The organism is Ensifer adhaerens, from assembly GCF_002007205.1.
GTDB classification, from domain to species: domain Bacteria; phylum Pseudomonadota; class Alphaproteobacteria; order Rhizobiales; family Rhizobiaceae; genus Ensifer; species Ensifer adhaerens_D.
In genome coordinates, this window is record NZ_LAZS01000005.1 from 1347718 (window position 1) to 1371782 (window position 24065).

Sequence of the window (24065 nt, forward strand, 5' to 3'; positions counted from 1 at the left end):
ACGCGCCGCAGGCGCTCTCAACAGGGCGAACGACCGCCAGACCGGACGTCATGCGATCGTCTGCGGTGCGCGGAGAGATTGCCGGGTGACAGACACGGCCCATATCCTCACCTGGATCATTTCGAAACAATTCCGGCGCGGCGATTAAGCGCCCGCGTTTTCTGCAAATATTTTTTCCGGCAGAATTCAAGCGAAAACGCATATTTCAAGTCGAAAATCGCCAGAAGAGCCAATGGGAGCTGCCGCAAAGGCGTGCCAGCCGCCGCGCCCACGACGCCACTTTTGCCGCATGCGACAGGTCGACCATCATAAAATGACAAGAATACAGCAACTTGTATACTTAACAAATTGCAGCGCCGCCCGAAGGCCGAGCCAAAATCGATAAAATTTGAGTCAAATTCGATTCAAATACAAATAAAAGTCTATTCTTGTTTTATTCTTATACGACTTTCATTTGTACTTGTTTTTAGCTCGCAAGTTCGCGAGCGATAAAAACGTCCGTGTCATTGTCGAACCATAACGGGGAGACAATCATGCTCAAGACAATCACCAAGCTGATCGCGGTTGCGGTCCTCTTCACCGGCAGCCTTTTCGGCACGGCTCAGGCCCTCCCGGCCAACATGGTCGTGACCGGCTCCACCAATCCGCCGATCGGCCACTACGAGTTCTGCAAGATCTATGCGTCGGAGTGCGCCTCCAACGGCAAGGATCGCGGCCCGATGGTGCTGACCCGCGAAGGCTGGCAGAAAATTCTCGAGATCAACTACGACGTCAACCAGGCGATCACCCCGATGACCGACATGGAAATCCATGGCGTCGAGGAGAAGTGGTCCTATCCGGAAACCGTCGGCGATTGCGAAGACTACGTTCTCCTGAAGCGCCGCAAGCTGATCGAAAACGGCTTCTCCGCCTCCGACCTGCTGATCACCGTCGTGCTGCAGCCGAACGGCGATGGCCATGCGGTCCTGACCGTACGCACCGATCGCGGCGACTTCATCCTCGACAACATGCGCAACAAAGTGCTGCTGTGGTCGGATACCGAATACACCTACCTCAAGCGCCAATCGACCGAGCATTCCGGCCGCTGGGTCAAGCTTCAGGACGGCCGTACCGTCGCCGTCGGCAGCGTACGGACCCAGTAAGCAATCGGCGCACCGCAGAGCAGCGGTCGCCACGAAAAGGGCTCCGGTCAGTTTACTATCCCCGTCCAGACCGGGCCATTCGGCCGGTTCCGTGTCCCTCGGAACCGGCCGTTTTTATGCAGGATCGACTCCCCCGACATCCCGCGCACAAAGAGCATTCACCGAAAGTTAACCGTCTTCGACCAGCGTCGGGCAAGCGGCGTTCGCCACACTTCGGTCCGCCGCGAACCAGGCAATCGGCATTCGACCTGGGCTCGACCAACGCGACCGGACGGCCGATGATGAACAACAACTCTCCAAACAGCACGCACGAACCGGAGCTCCGGCCGCTGCTCTCGCCGCGTTTCGTCTACCGGGTGACGGCGATCGTCGTCCTGCTTGCCGGGCTGACCGCGGCGATCGCGTTCGCCGGCCGCTGGTTCGGCGAGAACCTTGCCCTCGCCGGCCACACGGCGAGCCGCGAGCTTTTCGATATTTTCATCGGCCAGGATCACCTGCGGCTGCCGGCGAACGTGATCCGCTTCGAAGCGCAACGCGCCACCTCGATCGTCGAACGCGTCGATATCTACCTGACCTGGCCCAGCCTCGAAGGTTACAGCGATGAAAACCGGTCGCTCTTCAACGACGTCGACGCGCCTGAAAACCTGATCTTCCTGCAGATTTCGCAAAGTACCATGTCCCGCGACATGTCAGGCCGGCTGGAACCGATATACGGGCAGGTCTTCGACGGCACCCCGGCAGCCGGGCCGAACGGACTGACGATGCATGCGACCAGAGCGACCTCAAGCTATGCGGGCGAAGTCTTCTATACGGCGGAGCGAGCCGGCCGGGCGCCCTATGTGGTGCGCTGCCTGAAAGCCGACGTGCAAACCCTATCGACCAGCGCCGATTGTCAGCGCGACATTCATGCCGGCAAGGATCTCGTCGTGCTCTACCGCTTCACCGAAAAGTTGCTGCCACAATGGAGAGAGATCGACGACGCGATTGCGGCTTTCATCAAAAGCCGAATCGTGCCCTGATTTCGTCCAAGTGATGTGGTCGAGGCAACGGCCGCGCCATTGCGCTACACCGGAATCGTCTTTGTACGAATGCGTCCGATTCCGGAAACCAATCATTCATCATAAACCGATTGGTAACGCTATGCCGATACTGTCTCGAGAACGGTCGTTCCCGGAGGCGGCGTCCGGACAACCCCATGACATGAGAATAAAGAGCAGCGTAGTGTCCCAATCCGGTTTTTTTGATCTCGCGAAGCGCCCGTTCGGCGCTCTTTCAAAGATGGTAGGACGGGTCGTCCTGGCAGGCACCATTGCCTCGGTCGCCTTTGCGTTTCCTGGCTTTGCGGCATCGACCTACGCCAATCCCAAATATTCGGGCATCGTCGTCGATGCCAAGACCGGCAAGATTCTCTACGGCGAGGATGCCGACGAACTGCGCTATCCGGCGTCTCTCACCAAGATGATGACGCTGTACCTCACCTTCGAGGCGCTCGAAGCGGGCCGGATCAGCAAGTCCACGCAGATTCCCTTCTCGAAAAATGCGTCCGCAGAACCGCCGTCGAAGCTCGGCGTTCGCGCCGGCCAGTCGATCACCGTCGAACAGGCGATCCTTTCGCTCGTCACCCGCTCGGCCAACGATGCCTCCACGGCACTTGGCGAATATCTCGGCGGCTCCGAGCAACGCTTCGCCCGCATGATGACGAACAAGGCGCGCGCGCTCGGCATGACGCGCACGACCTACCGCAACGCCAACGGCCTGCCCAATCCGGAACAGCGCACGACCGCACGCGACCAGGCCCGCCTCGGTCTCGCGCTTCGCCAGCATTTCCCGCAGTATTACGACTATTTCTCCACCCGCAGCTTCCGCTTCGGCAAGCAGACCATTGGCAACCACAACCGCCTGCTCGGCAATGTGCGCGGCGTCGACGGCATCAAGACCGGCTACACCCGCGCCTCCGGCTTCAATCTCGTAACCTCTGCGCAGCTTGAAGGCCGCAGCATCGTCGCCGTTGTCATGGGCGGCACCTCGGGCGCGAGCCGCGATGCGCAGATGCGCCGCCTGGTCGCAAAGTACATGCCGGACGCGTCGCGTCGCGGCAATGGCAACCTGATTGCCGAGACCAAGCCGACGCCCGTTCCGGCCGAAGAGACCCAGGTTGCAGTCGCAGCCCCCGTTGCCGAGACGCCGGTCGTCGCAGCTGCCGCCACTGGCCACGACCTGCCCAGCACCGGACCCGTTCCCGGCATCCGCTACAACGGCGAAAGCGCCAGCAGCGTGCAGATGGCCTATGCCGGCAACAAGCGCGCATCGGACAACCCCGTCCTGTCCCCGAAGATCGTTCCCAACACCCTCGACGCGCAGAGCCTGAAGCTTCGCCAGCCTGCGACCGCAGCGATGGTCGATACGCAGATTACCAACTCCGTCCCGAAGAAGGCCGAGACCGTTGCCAAGGCCGAGCCCGCCGAAGTCGCGAAGGCCGAACCGATGCCGGCCCAGCCGCAGGGTTGGGTGATCCAGATCGGCGCGACGCCGGACAAGGAACAGGCGATGACGCTGCTCGGCAACGCCAAGGACAAGGGCGGCAAGGCGCTGCGCAACGCGCAGCCGTTCACCGTCGCCTTCGGTCAGGTATACCGCGCCCGCTTCGGCGGCTTCGATGACCAGAATTCGGCGGTCAACGCCTGCAAAGCCTTGAAGAAGAAAGGCATTTCCTGCTGGGCCAGCCAGCAGTAACGACGAAATTCGGCGGCCGGATGTGTTTGTTTTTCGGCCGCCTTCCTCGGATTTGTACAGCGTAACGAGGTTAATCATGGCAATGAACGAGAACGTTCCGGGCGTCACCCCGCTGCCGGGCCGACGGGGCAAACCGTCGCGCATCAACCTGCACCCCCTGCACGAGGCGGCCATGCGCATCGCCGATCTCGGCCTCAATCGATCGAAGGCCAAGACACGCGATCTCGTCGGCATGCTCCTGACGCATGGGGCCCGCGCCTGGCGCTCGACCCAGCCGCGCGCCGGCATCCACCTTCACGTCACGGCGCCAAACCGGCGCCACCCGTTGAAGATGCGGATCACCTGAAAATTCTCCCAGTTCGAAAGGCGGCCACGGCCGCCTTTTTTGCTTTTTGGCTGGAGAGGGTGCGGTCTCAGTGAAACCGTCTTCGAGCCCGCAGAAGCAGCGCGAGCGGGGGCCGTACTTCCAAGGACGGGTCGGTTGCCGCTCGATCGCCAAGAATTGAGCAAGAATGCCGTTGGCTGACGAATTCCAGACCGTCCTTTGTGCATTCGGATGAACGCACGGCGCTCTAGAGAAGCCCGAGTTCCGCCAGTTCGCGCCGCAATTCGAGCGGCATCTCGGAAGTGCCACCCGACAGCGACGCCAGGTCGCGCGGGGCGTCCTTGTCGGTCAGGTAACGCCATCCCTGGAACGCGCGCCGCGGCTGCAGTTCCGTCTCGATCACTTCCGGGCCCAACAGCAGATTGCAGCGGCCGATGCCTTCGCCGTCGGTGAAGGTCTCGATGCCGATCAACGGCTGGCGCGCCTGCACACTGCCCTTGATCACCCAGTAGAGCGAGCCGCCTTCCAGCAGTTCCTCCACGCGTTTCGGCACCATGCGCGTCGTGTGGAACGAATGCGGCTCAAGGCCGGCGGCCATAGCCGCCATCGCCTTGCGCGAAACCCATTCGCGCAGGTCCTCGATCGATTCCGCTCCGACGCAGAGCTTTATGAGATTAAGAGACATGGCTTTTTTGAACACCCGTCCGGCCGTTGCGGTCAAGCGGCCAGACGTCGTTCATCCACAATCACCGCAGCACGTCCAGTCGATACACCGACGTCTGGGCCTCATGAGGCGTGCAACGTTGCCGGCCTCAACATTCGACGACGTTGACCGCAAGACCGCCGGTCGATGTTTCCTTGTACTTCTCGTTCATATCGACGCCGGTCTGGCGCATCGTCTCGATGCAGGCGTCGAGCGGCACGAAATGCTTGCCGTCGCCCTTCAGTGCCAGCGACGCTGCCGTCACCGCCTTGACCGCACCGAGCGCGTTGCGCTCGATGCAGGGCACCTGCACGAGGCCGGCGACGGGATCGCAGGTCATGCCGAGGTGATGCTCCAGCGCGATCTCGGCGGCATTTTCGATCTGCTCGGGCGTACCGCCCATGACCGCAGCAAGGCCGGCAGCGGCCATCGCGGACGCGGAGCCGACCTCGCCCTGACAGCCGACCTCGGCGCCGGAAATCGAGGCGTTGTGCTTGATGATGCCACCGATCGCCGCGGCCGTCAGCAGATAGTCGCGAATGCCTTCCTGATCGGCGTCGTCATGGAAATGCATGTAGTAGCGGATCGTCGCCGGAACCACGCCGGCTGCGCCATTGGTGGGCGAGGTGACGACGCGGCCGCCGGCGGCATTTTCCTCGTTGACGGCCATCGCGTAGACACTCAGCCAGTCGTTGGCGAGCAGCGGGTTGGCCTTGTTGGAGCGCCACTCTTCCTGCAGCTTGTCGTGGATCGAACGCGCGCGGCGGCGGACCTTCAAGCCGCCGGGCATGATGCCGTCCTGGCTGAGGCCCCGGTCGATGCAATTGCTCATGGCGCCCCAGATGCGGTCGAGCCCGGCATTCAGCTCGTCCGGCGACATCGTCGCCTCCTCGTTCGCCCGCTTCATTTGGGCGATCGTCATGCCGGAGCGGGCTGCCATGTCCAGCATCTGCTGGGCCGAGGAGAATGGGAACGGCACCTTGACGCCCGTCGCCTTGTTCTTCGAGGCGCGCATGGCCTCCAGCTCCGTATCGGTCACGACGAAGCCGCCGCCGATCGAATAGTAGATCCGCTTCAACAGCAGCCGGCCGTCGCGGTCGAAGGCGGAGAACGACATGCCATTGGCATGGCCGGGAAGCGGCACCTTCTTGTCGAAGACCAGATCGGTCTTCGGTTGGAATTCGTAGGACGGATGGCCGGGCGGCGTGATGCGGCCGGTGCGCTCGACTTCCTCAATCAAGGCATCCATGCGGTCCGGATCGACGAGATCCGGACGTTCGCCGACGAGGCCGAGGATCACCGCCCTGCCCGTTCCATGGCCGATACCCGTGTGGGCGAGCGAACCATGTAGGCTCACCTTGATCGCGGCGACCGTCGCGTGGGACGGTCGCGGCCAATCGTCGGAGAGGATGAGATCGAGAAAGCGATTGGCGGCCGACATCGGCCCCATCGTATGCGAGCTCGAAGGCCCGATACCAATCTTGAACACGTCGAAGACGGAAAGAAACATAAGCTGCCTGCCCCGGAGACTGACCCACGGCGGACGGGCACAAACGCTCGTACGCCGCATTCACGATTTGCCTCGATATCACGCTTCACGGTCGATGCGAACCGGCGTGATATCGTCACATCTGCTCTGCGATTTTATCCTCAGATCGGTGCCGATTTAAGGAAATCGTCGAACAGATATAGGAACGAAGCCTAAGCGATCCCAGGGCAAGGGCTCAGGCGGTCAACCGACATTCGATCGCATCCATGCGACATTGCCACCCGCGCATGCTCCGGGACGCCATACCCCGGAATCAAAAAAAGGCGCGGCTCTTTCGAAGCCGCGCCGTCAATCAGTGGACTTTTCTGGATACTAGGTATCAAAGGCCGCCGAAAAGATAAGCAAGAACAAGAACGCCAGCGAAACCAGCTACGGCGCGTGCAGTCACGCCCCAGCAAGACTTCTGAATTGTATTGTCCATGATGTCTCCGAAAACACTCTCAACGGCCGCGGGCAGCACAGTGGGGGCCCGCGTCTGGGGCCATGCATATTGAAGAAAGCGTAAATGCGCAATGGGGGAATGTGGCGGAAAGGTGTCAGGCTTCGGCGTTCCTCCGCAGGATCCTGGTGAAAACCTCTCAATTCCCCGGAAGAAGCGAAGAGAAATTCTGCCGCAATTTCATCACAGTAGTTGACGCGTCGCCGATTCCAACGCCGTTCCGGCCACCTTGCAATTTCCAAAAGCCATGCCAAAAACACGTGTATGACCTTCGAAGATTACATAGCACTTGCCGTGTTCGTGCTGCTCTGGGCGGGCTTCAGCTGGGCAACCGATGGCACGCGCGGCTTCAAGCGCGTGAGTCTGACGCGCCTCATGAACGAGCATCGCGGCCGCTGGATCCGCAATTCGCTCAACCGCGACCTGAAGATGATCGACACGCAGATCATCGCCGGCCTGCAGGCCGGCACCGCCTTCTTCGCCTCAACGACGATCTTCGCGCTCGGCGGCTGTTTCGCGCTGCTCGGCGCGACCGAACAGGCGCAGATGATCTTTGCCGACATGCCCTATGTCTTCCACGGCGGGCGGACGGCGTTCGAGCTGAAGGTCGGCGGTCTCACCTGCCTCTTCGGCTATTCCTTCTTCAAGTTCGGCTGGTCCTACCGGCTGTTCAACTACTGCTCGATCCTGATGGGCGGCATCCCGATGACCGCCGACATGCAGCGCGATCCGCAGGGAGCGGAGAAGGCGGCCGAACGGGCGATCCGCATGAACGTGCTCGCCGCCAAGCATTTCAATGCCGGCCTCAGGGCGATCTTCCTGTCGATCGGCTATCTCGGCTGGTTCATCAGCCCGTATGTGTTCGTCGCGCTCACCGTCTTCGTCATCTTCGTGCTCACCCGGCGGCAGTTCTTCTCGGAGGCGCGTTCAGCGTTGCTGCAGGACGCTACGCCCTGACGCAACGCGCGGATTACGATTCGGACGAGACCAGCCCGCACCCGCCCAATTCACCGCCCACCGAACGACGCTCGCCTGGCGCAAGCCTGGCCTGCCACTCTTCCTCACGCCAACAGGATGGCGAACGCCCATGTCCGATATCACCGTGACCTCCCCGGCAACTGAGACCCCACCCGCGCGGCCGCGGGGACGGCTCGCCTTCATCGACGTCGCACGTGGCCTCGCGCTCTTGGCGATGGCGCTCTACCACTTCGTCTGGGACCTCGAATTCTTCGGCTACGTCGCTGCAGGCACGGCCGGCACCGGCGGCTGGAAGATCTTTGCCCGCCTCATCGCCAGCAGCTTCCTGTTTCTTGCCGGCTACAGCCTCGTGCTCGGGCAATGGCCGACGCTCCGGTTCCACGCGTTCCTGCGCCGTTTCGCCAAGATCGCCGGCGCCGCAGCGCTGATCACGATTGCCACCTATTTCGCCTTCCCGGACACTTTCATCTTCTTCGGCATCCTGCATTCGATCGCCGCGGCAAGCCTGGTCGGCCTCCTATTCCTCCGGCTTCCGGCCGCCGTTTCCTTCGTGGCAGCCGCGGCTGCCATCGTGGCCCCGCTCTATCTGCGTTCGCCGATCTTCGATGCGCCCTGGTTCTGGTGGGTCGGGCTGTCCGAGACGCTACCGCGGTCCAACGACTACGTGCCGCTGCTGCCGTGGCTCGGGCCGTTCCTGCTCGGCCTTGGCGCGGCCAAGCTGTTCCATGCGCGGCTCGTCGCTGCGCTTTCGCACCGGTCATCCACAGCAGGCAAGGGCCGCCTGTGGACGACGCCGCTTGTCTTCGGCAGCCGTCACAGTCTGGCCATATACCTCATTCACCAGCCCGTGCTCATCGGACTGGTCTATCTCTTCTCGCTAATCTCTCCGCCGACACTGCCCGACCCCAAGGAAGCCTACCGCAGCAATTGTGTGGCTGCCTGCAACCAGGGAAATCCGGCCGTGCCGTGCGACAGCTTCTGCGGCTGTACGCTGGACCGTCTGGTGGAACAGAACCTGTTCGACAGTCTGAACAGGGGAGAGATCAAGGTCAGCACCGATGAGCGCATTGCGCGAATCGCGCAGCAATGCACAATGAACGTGCAATCAGGGGACTAGGACATGAATGCCTATCGTGCCAAGCCGCTGAACTTCCCATGGCCGGCCCTGCTCTTCGGGGCGGCCACGCTTGCGGCGCTCATTCTGGCGCGATATTTTCCCATTCCGGTGGCACACGGACACGGGTGGTTTCCCTGGATCAGCGGCGGCATTCTGATTGTCGCTGCCATCTGGCTGGCTCTCTGGGCCGTCAAGACGCTGCTCGACCGCCATACCGCCGTCATGCCCTATCGATCGGCAACCTGCCTCGTCACCTACGGACCGTTCCGCTTCACCCGCAACCCGATTTATCTCGGCTACACGCTGATGATGATCGGCTTTGGCCTGGCGACCCTCAATCCCTGGTTCTTCATCATGGCGATCGCAGCCGTGATGCTGACGACGCTTTTTGCCATCCGCAACGAGGAGCGGCACCTGTTGTCGCGCTTCGGCTTCGAATTCGAGCGCTACTGCCGCCACACCAGCCGCTGGATCTGAGTGCCGGCTGGGGTGCGCGCAGCAAAAAGGGCAGCGCGAACGCTACCCTTCGAAATTTCCAACGATAAACCAGCGGCGCTTCAGGTGCCGACGCCAATTTCCGCCAGACGCGTCAGGCACGCCTCCTCGACATTGTCGAGTTCCGTCAGCGTATCGTCGATATCCTTGCGCTTCTGGCGCAGCTCTTCGCGCTTTTCCTCGACGCGCGACATCAGGAGCTGAAGCTGGCCGAGCTCGCCGGGCGGGTCCTTGTAGACCTGAATGATTTCACGGATCTCGGCGATGGTGAAGCCGATGCGCCGTCCGCGCAGAATTTCCTGAATGAGCCGCCGGTCAGCCGGCCGGAACAGGCGCGTGCGGCCACGGCGCTCCGGATGGATGAGGCCCTCGTCCTCATAGAAGCGCAGCGTTCGGGTGGAAATGCCGAATTCCCGCGTCAATTCGGTGATGCTATAGTATTTATTCACGCTGCCATTCCATGTGTTCCTGGGCATGCACTATCGTTTACCTTGACGTAAAAGTCAAACAACGCGCCACGTTACGTAACGTGGAACCACCAGGTGGCGATGCCGAGGAAACTGAAGAAGCCGGTGATGTCGGTGATGGCGGTGACGAAGACCGCCGAGGAGACCGCGGGGTCGGCGCCGAAGCGGTCGAGGCAGAGCGGCACGAGGATGCCGCCAAGGGCTGCGGCCATCATGTTGATCAGCATGGCCGTGGCGATGATGCCGCCGATGTTCGGATCCTGAAACCAGAGACCGGCAAGCAGCCCAATCAGCGTGCCGAAGATCATGCCGTTCAGCAACCCGACGCCTGCTTCACGCCGGATGATGCGCGGCGCGTTATGAATGTCGAGGCCTCGGGTTGCGAGCGCGCGCACGGTGACCGTCATCGTCTGCGAACCGGCGTTGCCGCCCATGCCGGCAACGATCGGCATGAGGATGGCGAGCGCGACGATCTGCTGGATCGTCGCATCGAAGAGACCGATGACCGAAGCGGAAATGCAGGCGGTCATCGAATTGATGAACAGCCAGGGCACGCGCGAGCGCGATGCTTCCGCCACCGAGTCCGACAGTTCTTCGTCACCGACGCCGCTCAGGCGCAACAGGTCTTCCTCGGCTTCTTCCTGAATGACGTCGACAACATCATCGATGGTGAGCACACCGACCAGCCGGCCATTGTCGTCGACGACGGCGGCGGAGAGAAGGTCGTATTGCTCAAACAGTTGAGCCGCCTCTTCCTGGTCCATCTCGGCCGGAATGGCATGGCTCGTGTCGTGCATGATCGCGTCGACCTTGATCGACCGCTTGGTTCTGAGGATGCGGTCAAGGTCCATCGCGCCGAGCAGCTTGAAGGTCGGGTCGATCACGAAAATCTGCGTAAAACTCTCCGGCAGATCCTCGTCTTCGCGCATGTAGTCGATCGTCTGGCCGACGGTCCAGAACGGCGGCACCGCCACGAACTCGGTCTGCATGCGCCGGCCGGCCGTGCTTTCGGGATAATCCAGCGAGCGGCGGAGGCGAACCCGCTCGGTAAACGGCAGCTTCGCCAGGATCTCGTCCTGGTCTTCCTGGTCCAGGTCTTCCAGAATGTAGACGGCATCGTCCGAATCCATCTCGCCGATGGCCTCGGCGATCTGCTCGTTCGGCATGTGCTCGACGATATCGAGGCGGATCGCCTCGTCGACCTCGGTCAGCGACGAAAGGTCGAATTCCTTACCAAGCAGCGAGACGAGCGCAAGGCGCTGATCGGGCTGGATCGCCTCGAGCAGGTCACCCATTTCCGACGAGTGCAACCCGGCGACGTGCTGGCGCAGATAGATCGTATCACGATCGGCGATCGCCGCGCCGACATGCATGAGAAAATCGGAACGGACCGAACCGTCGTCGGCATAGATGTCCGAACCGTCAAAGGCCTTGACGTCTTCTGAGCCGCGGTCTTCGTCGCCAGTATTGCTCATGTGCGCCCTCGAAACGATTGGTTGCTTCCCGGTCGTCCACCTCGCGAGCGGGAAAGAATGCGTCACTGACGGTTGCCTGCCCCTCAACCGCCGCCATGCGCGGGAAGATGGGCTTTACAGCCTGCTAGCGCAAAGCCCTGCTGAGGTCCACAGCACAGATACCACCGGGCGCGCCGCAACAACAGATTTATTCAAGCTGTTGCAAATACATGAAAAACCGGCTGCATCCCGACACAGTCGACATCGATCGCGCGATCGGCTAGCACTTCAGTCAAGATGACGGAGGCGCAGCACCCATTCGCGCCGCCAAGGAAGATCTGATGGCCATTCGCCCCATTATCCGCTTTCCTAATCTGTTGCTGACCAGGAAAGCGGAGACGATCACCCGTTTCGACCCGGCGCTTGAGGCGCTCGCGACCGACCTTCTCGACACGATGCGGGCCGCCCCCGGCGTCGGCATCACAGCGCCGCATATCGGCGTCCTGGAGCGCGTGACGGTGATTGAGCTCGATCGCGACAGCGGCGCCAGGACCTTCGTCAATCCGGAAGTCGTCTGGCACAGCGACCAGACGACGACGCATACGGAAGGCAGCGTCTCGATGCCGGGCATCCTGGAAGAGGTCGAGCGCCCGAACGCCGTTCGCATCCGCTACCAGACGCTTGGCGGCGAGACGGTCGAGGAGGAAGCCGACGGCTTCATGGCCATCTGCCTGCAGCACGAGATCGACCAGCTCGACGGCATCTTCTGGACACAACGGCTCTCGCGCCTGAAACGCGATCGCGCCATCAAGAAGTTCGAAAAGCTGACACGGGAACAGGCGCGCAGCTAGCGCGGCGGCTCCACGCCCACAACATCAAGTCAAAGCCACCAAGGACCGAACCATGAAACCGACCTATCTCGCCGTCATCGGCCTCCTCGCGCTTGCCGGCTGCAACAGCGCCCAGCAGAATCTGGAGCCCCTGCCCCAGAGCCTGACCTATGGCGAGAACGCAGCCAACAGAAAGACACAGGCCGCACCGGGCGCCATGGTCCAGAACCGATTCATGTATGAGGGCCAGATGGTCTACGAAACCTACGAGGTTCAGCCCGATCGCACCTACAAGCTCGTCCGCCGCCGCATGGACCAGAGCGGACCGGCCGGCAACAGCTGACAAGCGTCTGCGCATGGCGTACGGGCGCAGCGGCCTCGGTCGCCCGTGCGCAACTACGCAGATCCAGCCGGTGGCTTGGGAAGCGTAGCGTAAACTGCCGTTTCGAATTCGAGGTATCCCCCGATCGATGCGGGGTCGGCGAAGGGGAATATCTGGGTCGCCCACAGTCCGCCGATACCACTTTGTCGGTCTATCCAGAAATAGAGATTGGCGAGCCCCGCCCAGCCCAGCGCGCCGGCCGCTCGCCCTGTCGGCGCCACCGCATCGTTGATCATGAAGCCGAGCCCCCAGGACTTCGGCATGCCCGGGAAAAATTCGGCATCGTGCGAAAGGCTTGGGATCACCCCCGGAAGCCTACTGATCTTCTTGTCTCCAAGACCGTTCTTTTCCGCCATTTCGACGGTTTCGGCCTTCAGCACGCGACCGCCGGGCGACACTCCAGCATTGAGCCACATGCGGATAAACTTGGCGTAGTCCACAGCCGTCGAATAGAGACCATGCCCGCCCATCTGGACCTCTGGGTCTTGTGGCAGCCTGAAATCAGGCCGCGGCGTCAAACGTCCGGCATCGTCCCTTTGATGCAAAGTGACCACCCGCGAGGCCATGGATGGGGTCATTGCAAAGCCGGTATCCTCCATGCCAAGCGGCTGGAATATTCGCTCCGCCATCACGGTTCCAAGCCGCTTGCCGGTAATGCCCTCCACGACCTGCCCGGCCCAGTCCATGTTGCTCCCATATTCCCAGTCGTCGCCGGGATCGAAGAGCAAGGGCGTCCGGATGGAGGCATGGGACGCCGTGATCACGCTTGGCTGCCCATGTTGTCGGGCCAACCTGGCATAGGTCTCGTTGAAAAAATCATAGCCAAGGCCGGCCGTGTGCAGGAGCAGCATACGCGTGGTGATATCCCGTCTGGGCGGGCGGAACTTCGGGTTCCCCGCGGCATCGAAGCCGTCGATCACCTGCAGCTTGCCGATCTCTGGTGCGTACTGCCTGGCTGGAGCGTCGAGGTCGAGCCTGCCCTCCTCGAGCAATTGCAGGCAGGCCGTCGCGGTAATCGCCTTGGTCATCGAGAAAATCGCAAAGACGCTGTCGACGGTCATATCCGTCGAGGAAGCCAAAGCGCGCTTTCCGGCCGCCCCATCGTAGATATTGCCGCGTCCGTCCGTGGCGATCGCGACGACGCCCGGCACGCCATCGGCGGCGCTGACAACGGCATTGAGGATTGCATCGGCAGCTGTCTTGAGATCGCCAAGCAAAGGAACCTCCCACGTAAGCAACGGCTCCTCAGCGGAGGCAATCACTGAACCCTCGCCACGGCACGCGCGTCGTTTCCGACCCGCCTTCACCTGGACCGGCGGCCAGATCTTAGCACAAAAGGCGGCCTGGGACATTTTTGCGCCGGCCTCGTGGAACGGGAGATGTGCCGGCCATCTGAACTCGGCACGAGCAAGACCGGGACTGCCATATGGCGTCACGATCCCTGTACGAGGGGGAGAGACCGACTGAGATAAACGTGTGATTTAAAACAAAAAACCCGGCCGAAGCCGGGTATTTGGTGCGGTCGAGAAGACTCGAACTTCCACGGGTTGCCCCACAGCGACCTCAACGCTGCGCGTCTACCAATTCCGCCACGACCGCATCGTGGTAGGGCCGACTTGCGTCGGCGCGGCTGCATGTAGCAAAAGCCCCTTGCGTGCACAAGGGATGGCTGTGGACAATTCGAACAATGGTGACGGACGTCAGTGGCAGTCGCATTGCAATGGGAAAAAGCCGAGTTCGGCGGCCGCCTGCCTGACCCGCAGAACGAGCTACCGGCGTCATCGGAAGGCCTCCTCTCGCCGCAACAGGATCGTCGGCAATGTCTCCGAGCGCGAGCCACCGGACAACGCCATCTCGCCCTATTCCAATGCCCGGCGTTAACCGGAGGCGGAAGGGATGCATGCGACGCCATTCCAACCAGCAGGCCGGCCTTGGCTAACATCAGGATTAAAAACAAAAAACCCGGCCGAAGCCGGGTTTTTTTGGTGCGGTCGAGAAGACTCGAACTTCCACGGGTTGCCCCACAGCGACCTCAACGCTGCGCGTCTACCAATTCCGCCACGACCGCATCGTGGTAGGGCCGACTTGCGTCGACGGGGCTGCATGTAGCAAAAGCCCATTGGGGGCACAAGGGGATGACGAGAGAAATTTGACGGGAACTGAAACTATTTCAACGGCCCGTTCGGGAACCCCCGGAAACGCTGGACTCTTGCTCCGCGCCATCCCATGTACAGGCTCTGAAAAACAGGAATGCCGAACGAATGCAGCGTGAAAATCTGAGCCAGGAGATGTTCGCCCCTCCGGAATCGCCTCCGGTTCGCTGGCGTATCGCCTCCGAACTGGTGGACTACCCACAGGCCGTCGAGCTGATGGAGCAGGAAGCCGCCGCGATCGCCGCCGGCACCGCCGACGAACTCGTCTGGCTGGTCGAACATCCGCCGCTTTATACCGCCGGCACCAGCGCCGATGCCGCTGATCTGGTGATGCCCGATCGCTTTCCGGTCTTTGCCACCGGCCGTGGCGGCGAATACACCTATCATGGCCCCGGCCAGCGCGTCGTCTACGTCATGCTTGATCTCAAGCGCCGCAAACAGGACGTGCGCGCCTTCGTCGCCGCGCTCGAAAGCGTCGTCATCTCGACGCTCGATTCGATGAACGTTCGGGGCGAGCGCCGCGAGGACCGCGTCGGCGTCTGGGTGCGGCGCCCGGAAAAGCCTGCCCTGCCCGACGGCTCCATGTCGGAAGACAAGATCGCCGCGATCGGCATCCGCCTGCGCAAATGGGTGAGTTTCCATGGCTTTGCGCTCAACGTCGACCCGGATCTCGACCATTTCGGCGGCATCGTGCCCTGCGGCATTCGCGGTTATGGCGTCACCAGCCTCGTCGATCTCGGCCTGCCCGTGATGATGCCGGACGTGGATATCCGCTTGCGCGAGGCCTTCGAGAGCGTGTTCGGTCCGACGCGGAACGACGCGTCGTAAGCCCGTTCAACTTGCCGTTCGACGTCCAGCCTGCCGCTCACGCCAGATGATGAAGAGGCCCGAGCCAACGATGATGGCGATACCAAGCCATTTGGAGAGCGACGGAAAGTCTCCGAAGATGAGATAACCGAGCGCCGTCGCCGTGACGATCTCGAAATAATGAAACGGTGCGAGCAGCGAGACGGGTGCCGCCCGGAACGCCTTGACCACCAGCAGATGGCCGTAGCCGGACAGCGCGCCAAGCACGATCACGAGCATCCAGCCAAGCGGCGACTTCGGCAGCGACGGCACGAAATCGGCGCTGCCCATGCCGTTGCCGATCAGGATCACCAGCGCCATCGTCAATGTGCCGCCGATGCCGGCAATTGTCTGCATCGTCAGCGGCGAGTCGCCGGTACCGACAGCGCGGTTGAGGAGCAGGTAGCAGGCAAAGACGAAGGCGCAGGCAACCGGCAACAGCGCGGTCAGGCCGAAAGCGGCAAAGCTCGGCTGGATGACGATCATCGCTCCACCGAAACCGACGACAATGGCGAGCCAGCGCCGCCAGCCCACCCTCTCCTTCAGAAAGACGGCCGAGAGGCAGGTGAGGATGAAGGGCTCGACGAAATAGATGGCGAAGGTGTCGGCAAGCGGCATGTACTTCACGGAAATGAAGAAGAACAGCGCGGCGGTTGCGAGCAGCACGCCGCGCAGCAGGTTTGCCCAAGGGCGCTTCGGCCTCAGCGCCCGCAGGCCGCCGGCGCCAAGCAGCATCGGCAACGTCGCCACCAACTGGAAGAAAAAGCGGTAGAAGGTCACCTGGCCGGGCGACATGCCCTCATAGACGGCCATATATTTCGCGATCACGTCCATGCCGGGCAGAATGACCATGGCGAAGAGCATGATGGCGACGCCCTGCATCACCGTGTCTGTGTGTTCGGCGGTCGCGGTTCGGGCGTCTGTCATGGGGCAAGCTCCTCTGGCCGCCGCACATTAGAGCCTATGCCCTGGTTTTCAACGGTTGAAGATGCGACGAGCAAGGAACTATCCGCGCCCTAGCCGCAATTGACGGTGTTTTTGGCGCTTCGGGGTGGTCCCTCGCCGCCCAAATGCCTATAAGCTCAGGACAATCTTCCGCCCCGGACCTCAAAATCGGCGTTCAGCCTCCGAGGTCCGGTACCTTTGAACGTGACCGTGGCAAAGGAGATATCCATGCGCTTGTCCACCGAAACGATGATTGCCCGCCTGCGCGACACCAGCGACGGTGATACGCTGGGAGGACGCATCTGGAGGGCGCGCGACGCCGCCAATCTCAGCACCAAGGAACTGGCCGACCAGCTCGGCGTGCGCGTAGAAACGATCGCGGCCTGGGAACGGGACCGGGCGGAACCCCGGACGAACCGGCTGTTCATGCTCGCGGGCGTTCTCGGCGTGACCCCGGCCTGGCTGATCGCCGGGCTTGGCCGCGCGCCGGATGCCGACGCAATCGACGACGAGAAGGACGGCCTGCGCGAGCAGCTCGCTCTCGTCAAGAAGCTGCACGAACAGACCGGCAAGGCCATCGCCGCACTTGAGATGGAACTCAATCGCGTTCAACAGAACATTCGATAACCTATTGCGATTCCACTTAGGGCCGCCGTCCTGGCGGCCCGAAGTCATTTCAGTCCAAGGAGAAAATAGATGGATGTACGCGCCGCCGTTGCCGTTCAGGCAGGCAAGCCGCTCGAGGTCATGACGGTTCAACTCGAAGGCCCCCGGGCCGGCGAAGTGCTGATTGAGGTCAAGGCCACCGGGATCTGCCACACCGACGACTTCACGCTCTCGGGCGCCGACCCGGAAGGCCTGTTCCCGGCGATCCTCGGCCATGAGGGTGCCGGCATCGTCGTCGACGTCGGCCCGGGTGTCACCTCGGTGAAGAAGGGCGACCATGTCATTCCGCTCTACACGCCCGAGTGCCGCTCCTGCCCGTCGTGTCTGTCGCGCAAGACCAACCTGTGCACCGCGATCCGCTCGACGCAAGGGCAAGGCCTGATGCCCGACGGCACCTCGCGCTTCTCGATCGGCAAGGACAAGATCCACCACTACATGGGCTGCTCGACCTTCGCCAATTACACGGTTCTGCCCGAGATCGCCGTTGCCAAGGTCAACCCGGACGCCCCCTTCGACAAGATCTGCTACATCGGCTGCGGTGTGACGACCGGCATCGGCGCCGTCATCAACACCGCGCAGGTGGAGATGGGCGCGACCGCGATCGTCTTCGGTCTCGGCGGCATCGGCCTCAACGTCATCCAGGGCCTGCGTCTTGCCGGCGCCGACATGATCATCGGCGTCGACCTCAACAACGACAAGAAGGCCTGGGGCGAGCGCTTCGGCATGACCCACTTCGTCAACCCGAAGGAAGTCGGCGACGACATCGTGCCCTACCTCGTCAACATGACGAAGCGCGGCGCCGACCAGATCGGCGGCGCCGACTACACCTTCGACTGCACCGGCAACACCAAGGTGATGCGCCAGGCACTCGAAGCCTCGCATCGCGGCTGGGGCAAGTCGGTCGTCATCGGCGTTGCCGGCGCCGGCCAGGAAATCTCCACGCGGCCGTTCCAGCTGGTCACCGGCCGCAGCTGGATGGGCACGGCCTTCGGCGGCGCGCGCGGGCGCACCGACGTGCCGAAGATCGTCGACTGGTACATGGAGGGCAAGATCGAGATCGATCCGATGATCACACACACGATGCCGCTCGAAGACATCAACAAGGGCTTCGAACTGATGCATTCGGGCGAAAGCATCCGCAGCGTGGTTCTTTACTAAGCTGGAAATGACGCAACTCCGGACGGAAAACCGCTTCACACTTTTCCTGGAGTTGCTCATGATCCGATTCAGAAAGGCGCCGGAGTCGATTGATTTTCCGGCGCCTTTTCAGTCCCGTTAAGAAGTTGATTCAAGATGATCTATGTCGATGCAGATGCCTGCCCCGTGAAGGCGGAGATCCTGAAGGTGGCCGAGCGTCACGGGATCGAGGTGACTTTCGTCGCCAATTCGGGCCTACGCCCTTCGCGTGATCCGATGGTGCACAATGTCATCGTCTCGGCAGGCTTCGACGCGGCCGACAACTGGATCGCGGAACGGGCCCATGAGGGCGATATCGTCATTACCGCCGATGTGCCGCTCGCCGTTCGCTGCGTTGCCGCCGGCGCGCTCGTCACCGGCCCCTCGGGCCGCATCTTTGACAAGGGCAACATCGGCATGGCTTCGGCCATGCGCGATCTCGGACAGCACCTGCGCGAGACCGGCGAAAGCAAGGGCTACAACGCAGCCTTTACGCAACGCGATCGTTCCACCTTCCTCGAAACGCTTGACCGACTCGCGCGGCAGTCGAAAAAATGACCATGCAACGGGCGCGTTCGTGGAGCCCACAACTGCAAGGGCGCTAGAATGACGGCGACGACGAAGCTCAGACACTGGCCCTTCTACACCGCCATTCTGTGCGCACTCGCAAGCGTGCCGGTTCTCTGGTTCTTCGCGCGGCGCTTCGCACTGGAAGGCGCTGCGATCACCTTCTTCTGTGTCTATCTTGTCATGTGCTGGCGGCGATTGCGCATGATGACCGGTCGGCACCTGAAGACCCATGCAAGAAACACCGACGAGCCCGAGGTCGTCATCCTGCTTGTGACGTTCGGGGCAGCCGCGAGTTCGCTCGTATCCCTGTTCTTCGCCCTCAACGGTGAGAAGACCGGTTCGGCGCTGGCGCTCAGCCTCGCCTTTGCCTCCGTCGTACTCGGCTGGGCGACGATCCACATGATGGCCGCCATGCACTATGCCCACGCCTATTGGATCCCGAACCAGGATCATCCGGCAACCGAGCCGGCGCGCGGCCTCGATTTTCCCGACACGCCGGAGCCTGGAGGCTACGATTTTCTCTATTTTTCCTTCGTCATCGGCATGACGGCCCAAACCTCGGATGTGGCCATCACCACGACGGCCATGCGGCGCATCAACCTGATGCACGCTATCGTTTCGTTCTTCTTCAACACCGTGCTCGTCGCCGCCGCGGTCAATGCGGCCGTGCAGCTTGCCGGCTGAGCACCATTACCCAAGGAGCATTCCATGAAAGTCCTTTCGCAAAACACCGCCTTTGGCGGCATGCAGGGCGTCTTTTCGCATGAGTCCAAGGCCTGCAAGGGCGAGATGACCTTTGCCGTCTTCGTGCCGCCGCAGGCGATCACGGAGCCGCGGCCGGTGCTGTGGTATCTGTCCGGCCTCACCTGCACCCATGCCAACGTGATGGAGAAAGGCGAATACCGCCGCATGGCCTCCGAGCTCGGCCTGATCGTCGTCTGCCCGGATACGAGCCCACGCGGCACTGATGTTCCGGACGAACTGACGAACTGGCAGATGGGCAAGGGTGCCGGCTTTTATCTCGACGCCACCGAAACGCCCTGGGCCGAGCACTATCAGATGTACAGCTACATCACCGAGGAGCTGCCCGCCTTCGCCAGCCAGCACTTCCGTATGGACATGAGCCGGCAGGGCATCTTCGGCCATTCGATGGGCGGTCACGGCGCCATGACCATCGCGCTGAAGAACCCGGACCGGTTCAAGAGCTGCTCGGCTTTCGCGCCGATCGTCGAGCCCTCGACCGCCGACTGGTCGATCGGTGCCTTCGAGAAATATCTGGGAGCCGACCGCGCCGCCTGGCGCCAATATGATGCCTGTGCGCTCGTCAAGAACGGCGCACGCTTCCCCGAGTTCCTGATCGACCAGGGCAAGGCGGACAGCTTCCTTGAAAACGGCCTGCGCCCCTGGCTCTTCGAGGATGCGGTCAAGGGCACCGGCATCGATCTGACGCTGCGCATGCACGAGCGCTACGATCACTCCTACTATTTCATTTCGACTTTCATGGACGATCATCTGCGGTGGCACGCCGAGCGGCTGATCTAATCTCTGGAGGGCGCAATTCCGGACGGAACCCGCTTTCGCGGAATTGCGCCGCCCATTTCGACCCGGAGCGACTGATGACCCACCTTCTCCTCGTCGGCGCCGGCGGCGCGATCGGCTCGATGCTGCGTTACCTTGTCGGTCTCTGGGCGGTTCACCGCTTCGGCTCCGGCTTCCCCTGGGGCACGCTCGGGGTCAACATAACAGGCTCGTTCCTGATCGGGGTGCTGGCGGAACTGATCATGCGCAAGTTCGGCGCCTCGCCGGACATGCGTGTCTTCCTCATCACCGGCATTCTCGGCGGTTACACCACCTTTTCCGCCTTCTCTCTGGACGCGATTACGCTGTTTGAGCGCGGCGACATCATGCTTTCCGCCGTCTATGTCATTGCCAGCGTCGCGCTTTCGATCCTCGCGGTCTTCAGCGGGCTGGCTCTGATGCGCGCAATAGTCTAAAGGCTGCAGCTAATGGCGCTGCGCATCCCGAGGGAAACGCGGCGCATTGCTGCATTGCCCTTCAACCATCCGTGCTTCAAGGGCGTCGCGTGCAGCGATCAAAGGATTGCGGCAGCCCTTGCGCGCCCGAGGCGATCTTCTTGCGACCATCCCAACGCAAGAGCTTCGGACTGACGCGCGACGCTGCGGAAACAGAAGGCAGGTTCGCGCAAATGGCAGGTATAGAACACAGGCAAGTAGAAGGCGACGAGGCGGGCATGCGCCTCGACCGTTGGTTCAAGGTGCATTTTCCGGGGCTGGGCTTCGGTCCGCTGCAGAAACTGCTGCGCTCCGGCCAGATCCGTGTCGATGGCGGCCGCGTCAAATCCGACACGCGTCTGCAGCCCGGCCAGACGATCCGCATCCCTCCCCTTGGCGTCGATGCGAAGGAGACGAAGTCGGGCCCGATCGCCGGCCGCGACCTCAGGCATTCGCCCGATGGCGAATTGCTTTCGCGCATGGTGTTGCATGAGGACGCAAAGGTCATCGTGCTCAACAAACCGGCCGGTCTTGCCGTGCAGGGCGGCTCCGGCGTCAACCGTCACATTGACAAGATGCTCGAGGCCTGGACCAACCAGCGTGGTGAAAAGCCCCGCCTGGTGCACCGCCTGGACCGTGACACGTCGGGTGTACTCGTCATCGCCCGCACACGTGGCGCCGCGCAGAAGCTGACCGCCGCCTTCCGCGAGCGCGACACCAAGAAGACCTATTGGGCGCTGGTGAAGGGCGTGCCGCGCAAGCGCGAAGACCGCATCTCGACCTGGCTCGTCAAGGAACAGACGCCCGACGGCGACCGCATGCGCATCGCCAAACATGGCGAAGACGGTGCCGACCACGCCATCTCCTACTACCGCATCCGCGAACAGGCCGCACAAAACCTCGCCTGGCTGGAGATGGAGCCCTATACAGGACGCACCCATCAGCTGCGCGTACATGCCCTGCACATCGGACACCCGATCCTCGGCGACCCCAAGTATTTCGACGCCGATATCAACTGGAGCCTGCCCGGTGGCATGCAGAACCGTCTGCATCTGCACGCGCGCCATATCGATATTCCGCATCCTGATGGTGGTCGTCTGCAGGTGACGGCACCCCTGCCACCGCACATGGTGCAGAGCTGGAACCTGCTCGGTTTCGAAGAGAACGAGCCTGGCGAGGACGACTGATGAAACTGGCGCTATTCGATTGCGATGGCACACTGGTCGACAGCGGCGGTCTCATTCATGAAGTTATGGCACGGACCTTCGAGGCCTTCGACCTTGACCGGCCCGAACTTTCCGCAACCAAGGGCATCATCGGCCTGACGCTCGATATCGCCATTGCCCGATTGCTCGGCCGCGAGCATGTCGACGACCTGGCACTGGCGATGACGGCGCACTACAAGGCGATCTTCGCGGGCGTGCGCAGCGAGGCGGGCTTCCAGGAGCTTCTGTTTCCGGGCATCGCCGACATGATGCAGACACTCTCGTCGCGCGATGCGCTGCTGATCGGCGCCGTGACGGGCAAGTCGCGGCGCGGCCTGACGCACATTTCCGAGACGCATGGTTTCGATCGGATCTTCTTCGTTTCGCGCACCGCCGACGACTGCCCCTCCAAGCCGCATCCGGCCATGGTGACGGAATGCTGCTTTGAAGCCGGCATCGATGCGAAGGATACGGTCGTCATCGGCGACGCGATCTACGACATGCAGATGGCCAAGGCCGCTGGAGCATCCGCCATCGGCGTTGCCTGGGGCTACGCGTCGGTGCCTGATCTCATCGAGGCCGGCGCGGATTTCGTTGCCAAGACGCCGGCCGACATCATTGAATGGATGGAACACAATCATGCCTGATATTCGCGACGAACTCAGCGGTGCGATGAGCCACGAGGATCCGGTCCGCCGCGCACAGATCCAGATGCTGAAGCCGCTGCCGAAGCGCTTCTACAAGGAGGTCAGCGTGGCCGCGGCCGAAGGGGACACGCATGCGGTGCTGCTCGACGGCCGCACCGTGCGCACACCGGCCAAGCAGCCGCTTGCCGTGCCGACCCGCAAGCTCGCCGACATGCTCGCCGCCGAATGGGAGGCGCAGTCCGAGGTCATCGATCCCGGCAAGATGCCGATCACCCGCATCGTCAACACGGCGCTCGACGGCGTCGCGAAGGATCAGCGTTCGGTCTTCGACGATATCCTGCGCTTTTCCGGAACCGACATGCTCTGCTATCGCGCCGACAGCCCCGAAGGCCTGGTCGCGCGCCAGAACGAGATCTGGAACCCGGTGCTCGACTGGGCGCAACAGGCGCTCGGCGCCCGCTTCATTCTCGCCGAAGGCGTGATCCACCAGGAGCAGCCCGAGGAAGCGCTTTCGGCCTATGCCGAAGGCTTACGCGCCTTCGCAACCCCGCTTGGCCTCACCTGCATCCACACGGTGACGAGCCTGACGGGCTCTGCGTTGCTGGCGCTTGCCTTCGCCTCCGGCCGGCTCACCGCCGAAGAAGCCTGGACCGCCGCACATGTCGACGAGGACTGGCAGATCGAGCACTGGGGGACCGACGAGGAAGCCTTCCGCCGGCGCGAAAACCGTTGGCAGGAAATGCAGGCGGTCGCCACAGTTCTTGACGCCCTGCGCTGACGACACCGGATACCACGGAATGCGAAGCGGGCTGCGTGTCTTCCGACGCGCAGCCCGCTTTCTTTTTGGTTCAATATGTCGGCGTCAGAGCGGCTCTGTTCGCGCTAACGTAACGGAAGCCAATAGCCGCTACGTTACGCAGCCAACTTCAGACCGGCAATGCCGCTGACGATCAGGGCGATGCAGCCGAGGCGGACGAAAGTTGCCGGTTCGGCAAACAGGAAGATGCCGAGGATCACCGTGCCCACCGTGCCGATGCCGGTCCACACCGCGTAGGCCGTACCGAGCGGCAGGGTGCGCACGGCGAGACCGAGCAAAGCGATGCTGAGGATCATCGATCCGACGGTCAGGATCGTCGGCGTCACGCGCGTGAAGCCTTCCGTATACTTGAGACCGATTGCCCAGCCGATTTCGAGGATGCCGGCGAGCAGAAGAAGGAACCAGGCCATGTCA

General features: G+C 62.2%; 26 protein-coding genes and 2 tRNA genes. 19 read left to right on the forward strand and 9 right to left on the reverse strand.

Translation table 11 applies throughout. The annotated features are described in order from the left end of the window. Positions 1 to 533: 533 nt before the first annotated feature. The 4 genes from XB14_RS10255 to XB14_RS10270 all read left to right on the forward strand — a co-directional run bounded on the left by XB14_RS10255 (position 534) and on the right by XB14_RS10270 (position 4221). Positions 534 to 1142: a transglutaminase-like cysteine peptidase gene (locus XB14_RS10255; protein WP_077961470.1), complete on the forward strand. Its 609-nt coding sequence runs from the start codon at positions 534 to 536 to the stop codon at positions 1140 to 1142. Between the two features lie 278 nt (positions 1143 to 1420). Continuing rightward, positions 1421 to 2161, forward strand: coding sequence for a hypothetical protein (locus XB14_RS10260; protein WP_234804018.1), 741 nt, complete (start codon positions 1421 to 1423; stop codon positions 2159 to 2161). A gap of 181 nt (positions 2162 to 2342) precedes the next feature. After that, positions 2343 to 3875 carry an SPOR domain-containing protein gene (locus XB14_RS10265; RefSeq protein WP_077961471.1) on the forward strand — a complete coding sequence of 511 codons (1533 nt, stop codon included), beginning with the start codon at positions 2343 to 2345 and terminating at the stop codon, positions 3873 to 3875. Positions 3876 to 3951: 76 nt separating this feature from the next. Continuing rightward, entirely contained in the window at positions 3952 to 4221 is a 270-nt protein-coding gene (locus XB14_RS10270; protein WP_077961472.1) for a hypothetical protein, read from the forward strand. 226 nt (positions 4222 to 4447) lie between these two features. Here XB14_RS10270 and XB14_RS10275 read toward each other — a convergent pair whose 3' ends face one another. Together XB14_RS10275 and XB14_RS10280 are read right to left on the reverse strand one after the other, a co-directional pair. Continuing rightward, positions 4448 to 4885: a DUF1489 family protein gene (locus XB14_RS10275; RefSeq protein ID WP_077961473.1), complete on the reverse strand. Its 438-nt coding sequence runs from the start codon at positions 4883 to 4885 to the stop codon at positions 4448 to 4450. A gap of 127 nt (positions 4886 to 5012) precedes the next feature. After that, on the reverse strand, positions 5013 to 6413 hold the full coding sequence (locus XB14_RS10280) for an L-serine ammonia-lyase (RefSeq protein ID WP_077961474.1): 1401 nt from the start codon (positions 6411 to 6413) through the stop codon (positions 5013 to 5015). Positions 6414 to 7155: 742 nt separating this feature from the next. On the opposite strand from XB14_RS10280, the gene XB14_RS10285 reads away from it, so the two are divergent. The 3 genes from XB14_RS10285 (at position 7156) to XB14_RS10295 (ending at position 9463) form a co-directional block, all read left to right on the forward strand. Beyond that, positions 7156 to 7848 carry a DUF599 domain-containing protein gene (locus XB14_RS10285; protein WP_077961475.1) on the forward strand — a complete coding sequence of 231 codons (693 nt, stop codon included), beginning with the start codon at positions 7156 to 7158 and terminating at the stop codon, positions 7846 to 7848. A 130-nt stretch (positions 7849 to 7978) separates the two neighbouring features. Beyond that, positions 7979 to 8986, forward strand: coding sequence for a DUF1624 domain-containing protein (locus XB14_RS10290; RefSeq protein ID WP_077961476.1), 1008 nt, complete (start codon positions 7979 to 7981; stop codon positions 8984 to 8986). Positions 8987 to 8989: 3 nt separating this feature from the next. Next, positions 8990 to 9463 carry a methyltransferase family protein gene (locus tag XB14_RS10295; protein ID WP_077961477.1) on the forward strand — a complete coding sequence of 158 codons (474 nt, stop codon included), beginning with the start codon at positions 8990 to 8992 and terminating at the stop codon, positions 9461 to 9463. Between the two features lie 80 nt (positions 9464 to 9543). On the opposite strand, the gene XB14_RS10300 is transcribed toward XB14_RS10295, so the two are convergent. Continuing rightward, the gene (locus tag XB14_RS10300; protein WP_077961478.1) at positions 9544 to 9957 is read right to left on the reverse strand and encodes a MerR family transcriptional regulator; all 414 of its coding nucleotides are present in this window, start codon (positions 9955 to 9957) and stop codon (positions 9544 to 9546) included. Positions 9958 to 10001: 44 nt separating this feature from the next. Beyond that, the gene (mgtE, locus tag XB14_RS10305) at positions 10002 to 11423 is read right to left on the reverse strand and encodes a magnesium transporter (RefSeq protein WP_077961479.1); all 1422 of its coding nucleotides are present in this window, start codon (positions 11421 to 11423) and stop codon (positions 10002 to 10004) included. A 320-nt stretch (positions 11424 to 11743) separates the two neighbouring features. Between mgtE and XB14_RS10310 the strand changes: the two genes are divergently transcribed. Both XB14_RS10310 and XB14_RS10315 read left to right on the forward strand, forming a co-directional pair. After that, positions 11744 to 12253, forward strand: a complete 510-nt coding sequence (locus tag XB14_RS10310; RefSeq protein WP_077961480.1) for a peptide deformylase — start codon at positions 11744 to 11746, stop codon at positions 12251 to 12253. A 52-nt stretch (positions 12254 to 12305) separates the two neighbouring features. Continuing rightward, positions 12306 to 12575 carry a hypothetical protein gene (locus tag XB14_RS10315; protein WP_077961481.1) on the forward strand — a complete coding sequence of 90 codons (270 nt, stop codon included), beginning with the start codon at positions 12306 to 12308 and terminating at the stop codon, positions 12573 to 12575. Between the two features lie 53 nt (positions 12576 to 12628). Here the strand turns inward: XB14_RS10315 and XB14_RS10320 are convergent, their stop codons facing one another. The 3 genes from XB14_RS10320 to XB14_RS10330 all read right to left on the reverse strand — a co-directional run bounded on the left by XB14_RS10320 (position 12629) and on the right by XB14_RS10330 (position 14682). Continuing rightward, positions 12629 to 13831, reverse strand: coding sequence for a serine hydrolase domain-containing protein (locus tag XB14_RS10320; protein ID WP_143348363.1), 1203 nt, complete (start codon positions 13829 to 13831; stop codon positions 12629 to 12631). A gap of 297 nt (positions 13832 to 14128) precedes the next feature. Then, positions 14129 to 14213, reverse strand: a tRNA-Leu gene (locus XB14_RS10325). Positions 14214 to 14597: 384 nt separating this feature from the next. After that, positions 14598 to 14682: transfer RNA gene (locus tag XB14_RS10330), tRNA-Leu, on the reverse strand. Positions 14683 to 14875: 193 nt separating this feature from the next. Here XB14_RS10330 and lipB point away from each other — a divergent pair. Next, positions 14876 to 15595, forward strand: a complete 720-nt coding sequence (gene lipB, locus XB14_RS10335; RefSeq protein ID WP_077961483.1) for a lipoyl(octanoyl) transferase LipB — start codon at positions 14876 to 14878, stop codon at positions 15593 to 15595. Between the two features lie 6 nt (positions 15596 to 15601). Here the strand turns inward: lipB and XB14_RS10340 are convergent, their stop codons facing one another. Further along, complete coding sequence (locus XB14_RS10340) at positions 15602 to 16540, reverse strand: DMT family transporter (RefSeq protein WP_234804019.1); 939 nt, start codon at positions 16538 to 16540, stop codon at positions 15602 to 15604. A 246-nt stretch (positions 16541 to 16786) separates the two neighbouring features. Here XB14_RS10340 and XB14_RS10345 point away from each other — a divergent pair, with 246 nt between their 5' ends. From XB14_RS10345 to XB14_RS10385, 9 genes are all read left to right on the forward strand, one after another. Beyond that, a complete protein-coding gene (locus XB14_RS10345) occupies positions 16787 to 17185 on the forward strand; it encodes a helix-turn-helix domain-containing protein (protein ID WP_077961484.1) in 399 nt (132 codons plus the stop codon). 69 nt (positions 17186 to 17254) lie between these two features. After that, a complete protein-coding gene (locus XB14_RS10350) occupies positions 17255 to 18382 on the forward strand; it encodes an S-(hydroxymethyl)glutathione dehydrogenase/class III alcohol dehydrogenase (RefSeq protein ID WP_077961485.1) in 1128 nt (375 codons plus the stop codon). Positions 18383 to 18517: 135 nt separating this feature from the next. After that, the gene (locus XB14_RS10355; RefSeq protein ID WP_077961486.1) at positions 18518 to 18958 is read left to right on the forward strand and encodes a YaiI/YqxD family protein; all 441 of its coding nucleotides are present in this window, start codon (positions 18518 to 18520) and stop codon (positions 18956 to 18958) included. A 48-nt stretch (positions 18959 to 19006) separates the two neighbouring features. Next, entirely contained in the window at positions 19007 to 19654 is a 648-nt protein-coding gene (locus tag XB14_RS10360) for a DUF1345 domain-containing protein (RefSeq protein WP_077961487.1), read from the forward strand. A gap of 24 nt (positions 19655 to 19678) precedes the next feature. Beyond that, entirely contained in the window at positions 19679 to 20512 is an 834-nt protein-coding gene (fghA, locus tag XB14_RS10365) for an S-formylglutathione hydrolase (RefSeq protein ID WP_077961488.1), read from the forward strand. Positions 20513 to 20586: 74 nt separating this feature from the next. Further along, positions 20587 to 20964 (forward strand): fluoride efflux transporter CrcB, encoded by a 378-nt coding sequence (crcB, locus tag XB14_RS10370; RefSeq protein WP_077961489.1) that lies wholly within the window; start codon positions 20587 to 20589, stop codon positions 20962 to 20964. A 212-nt stretch (positions 20965 to 21176) separates the two neighbouring features. Beyond that, entirely contained in the window at positions 21177 to 22169 is a 993-nt protein-coding gene (locus tag XB14_RS10375) for an RluA family pseudouridine synthase (RefSeq protein ID WP_077961490.1), read from the forward strand. Beyond that, entirely contained in the window at positions 22169 to 22834 is a 666-nt protein-coding gene (locus XB14_RS10380; RefSeq protein ID WP_077961491.1) for an HAD-IA family hydrolase, read from the forward strand. Before XB14_RS10375 ends, XB14_RS10380 begins: the two co-directional genes overlap by 1 nt. Beyond that, on the forward strand, positions 22827 to 23612 hold the full coding sequence (locus XB14_RS10385) for an ATP12 family chaperone protein (protein ID WP_077961492.1): 786 nt from the start codon (positions 22827 to 22829) through the stop codon (positions 23610 to 23612). The genes XB14_RS10380 and XB14_RS10385 overlap by 8 nt, the downstream gene beginning before the upstream one ends. Before the next feature lie 134 nt (positions 23613 to 23746). Here the strand turns inward: XB14_RS10385 and sugE are convergent, their stop codons facing one another. Continuing rightward, positions 23747 to 24061: a quaternary ammonium compound efflux SMR transporter SugE gene (gene sugE / locus XB14_RS10390; RefSeq protein ID WP_077961493.1), complete on the reverse strand. Its 315-nt coding sequence runs from the start codon at positions 24059 to 24061 to the stop codon at positions 23747 to 23749. Positions 24062 to 24065: the final 4 nt, after the last annotated feature.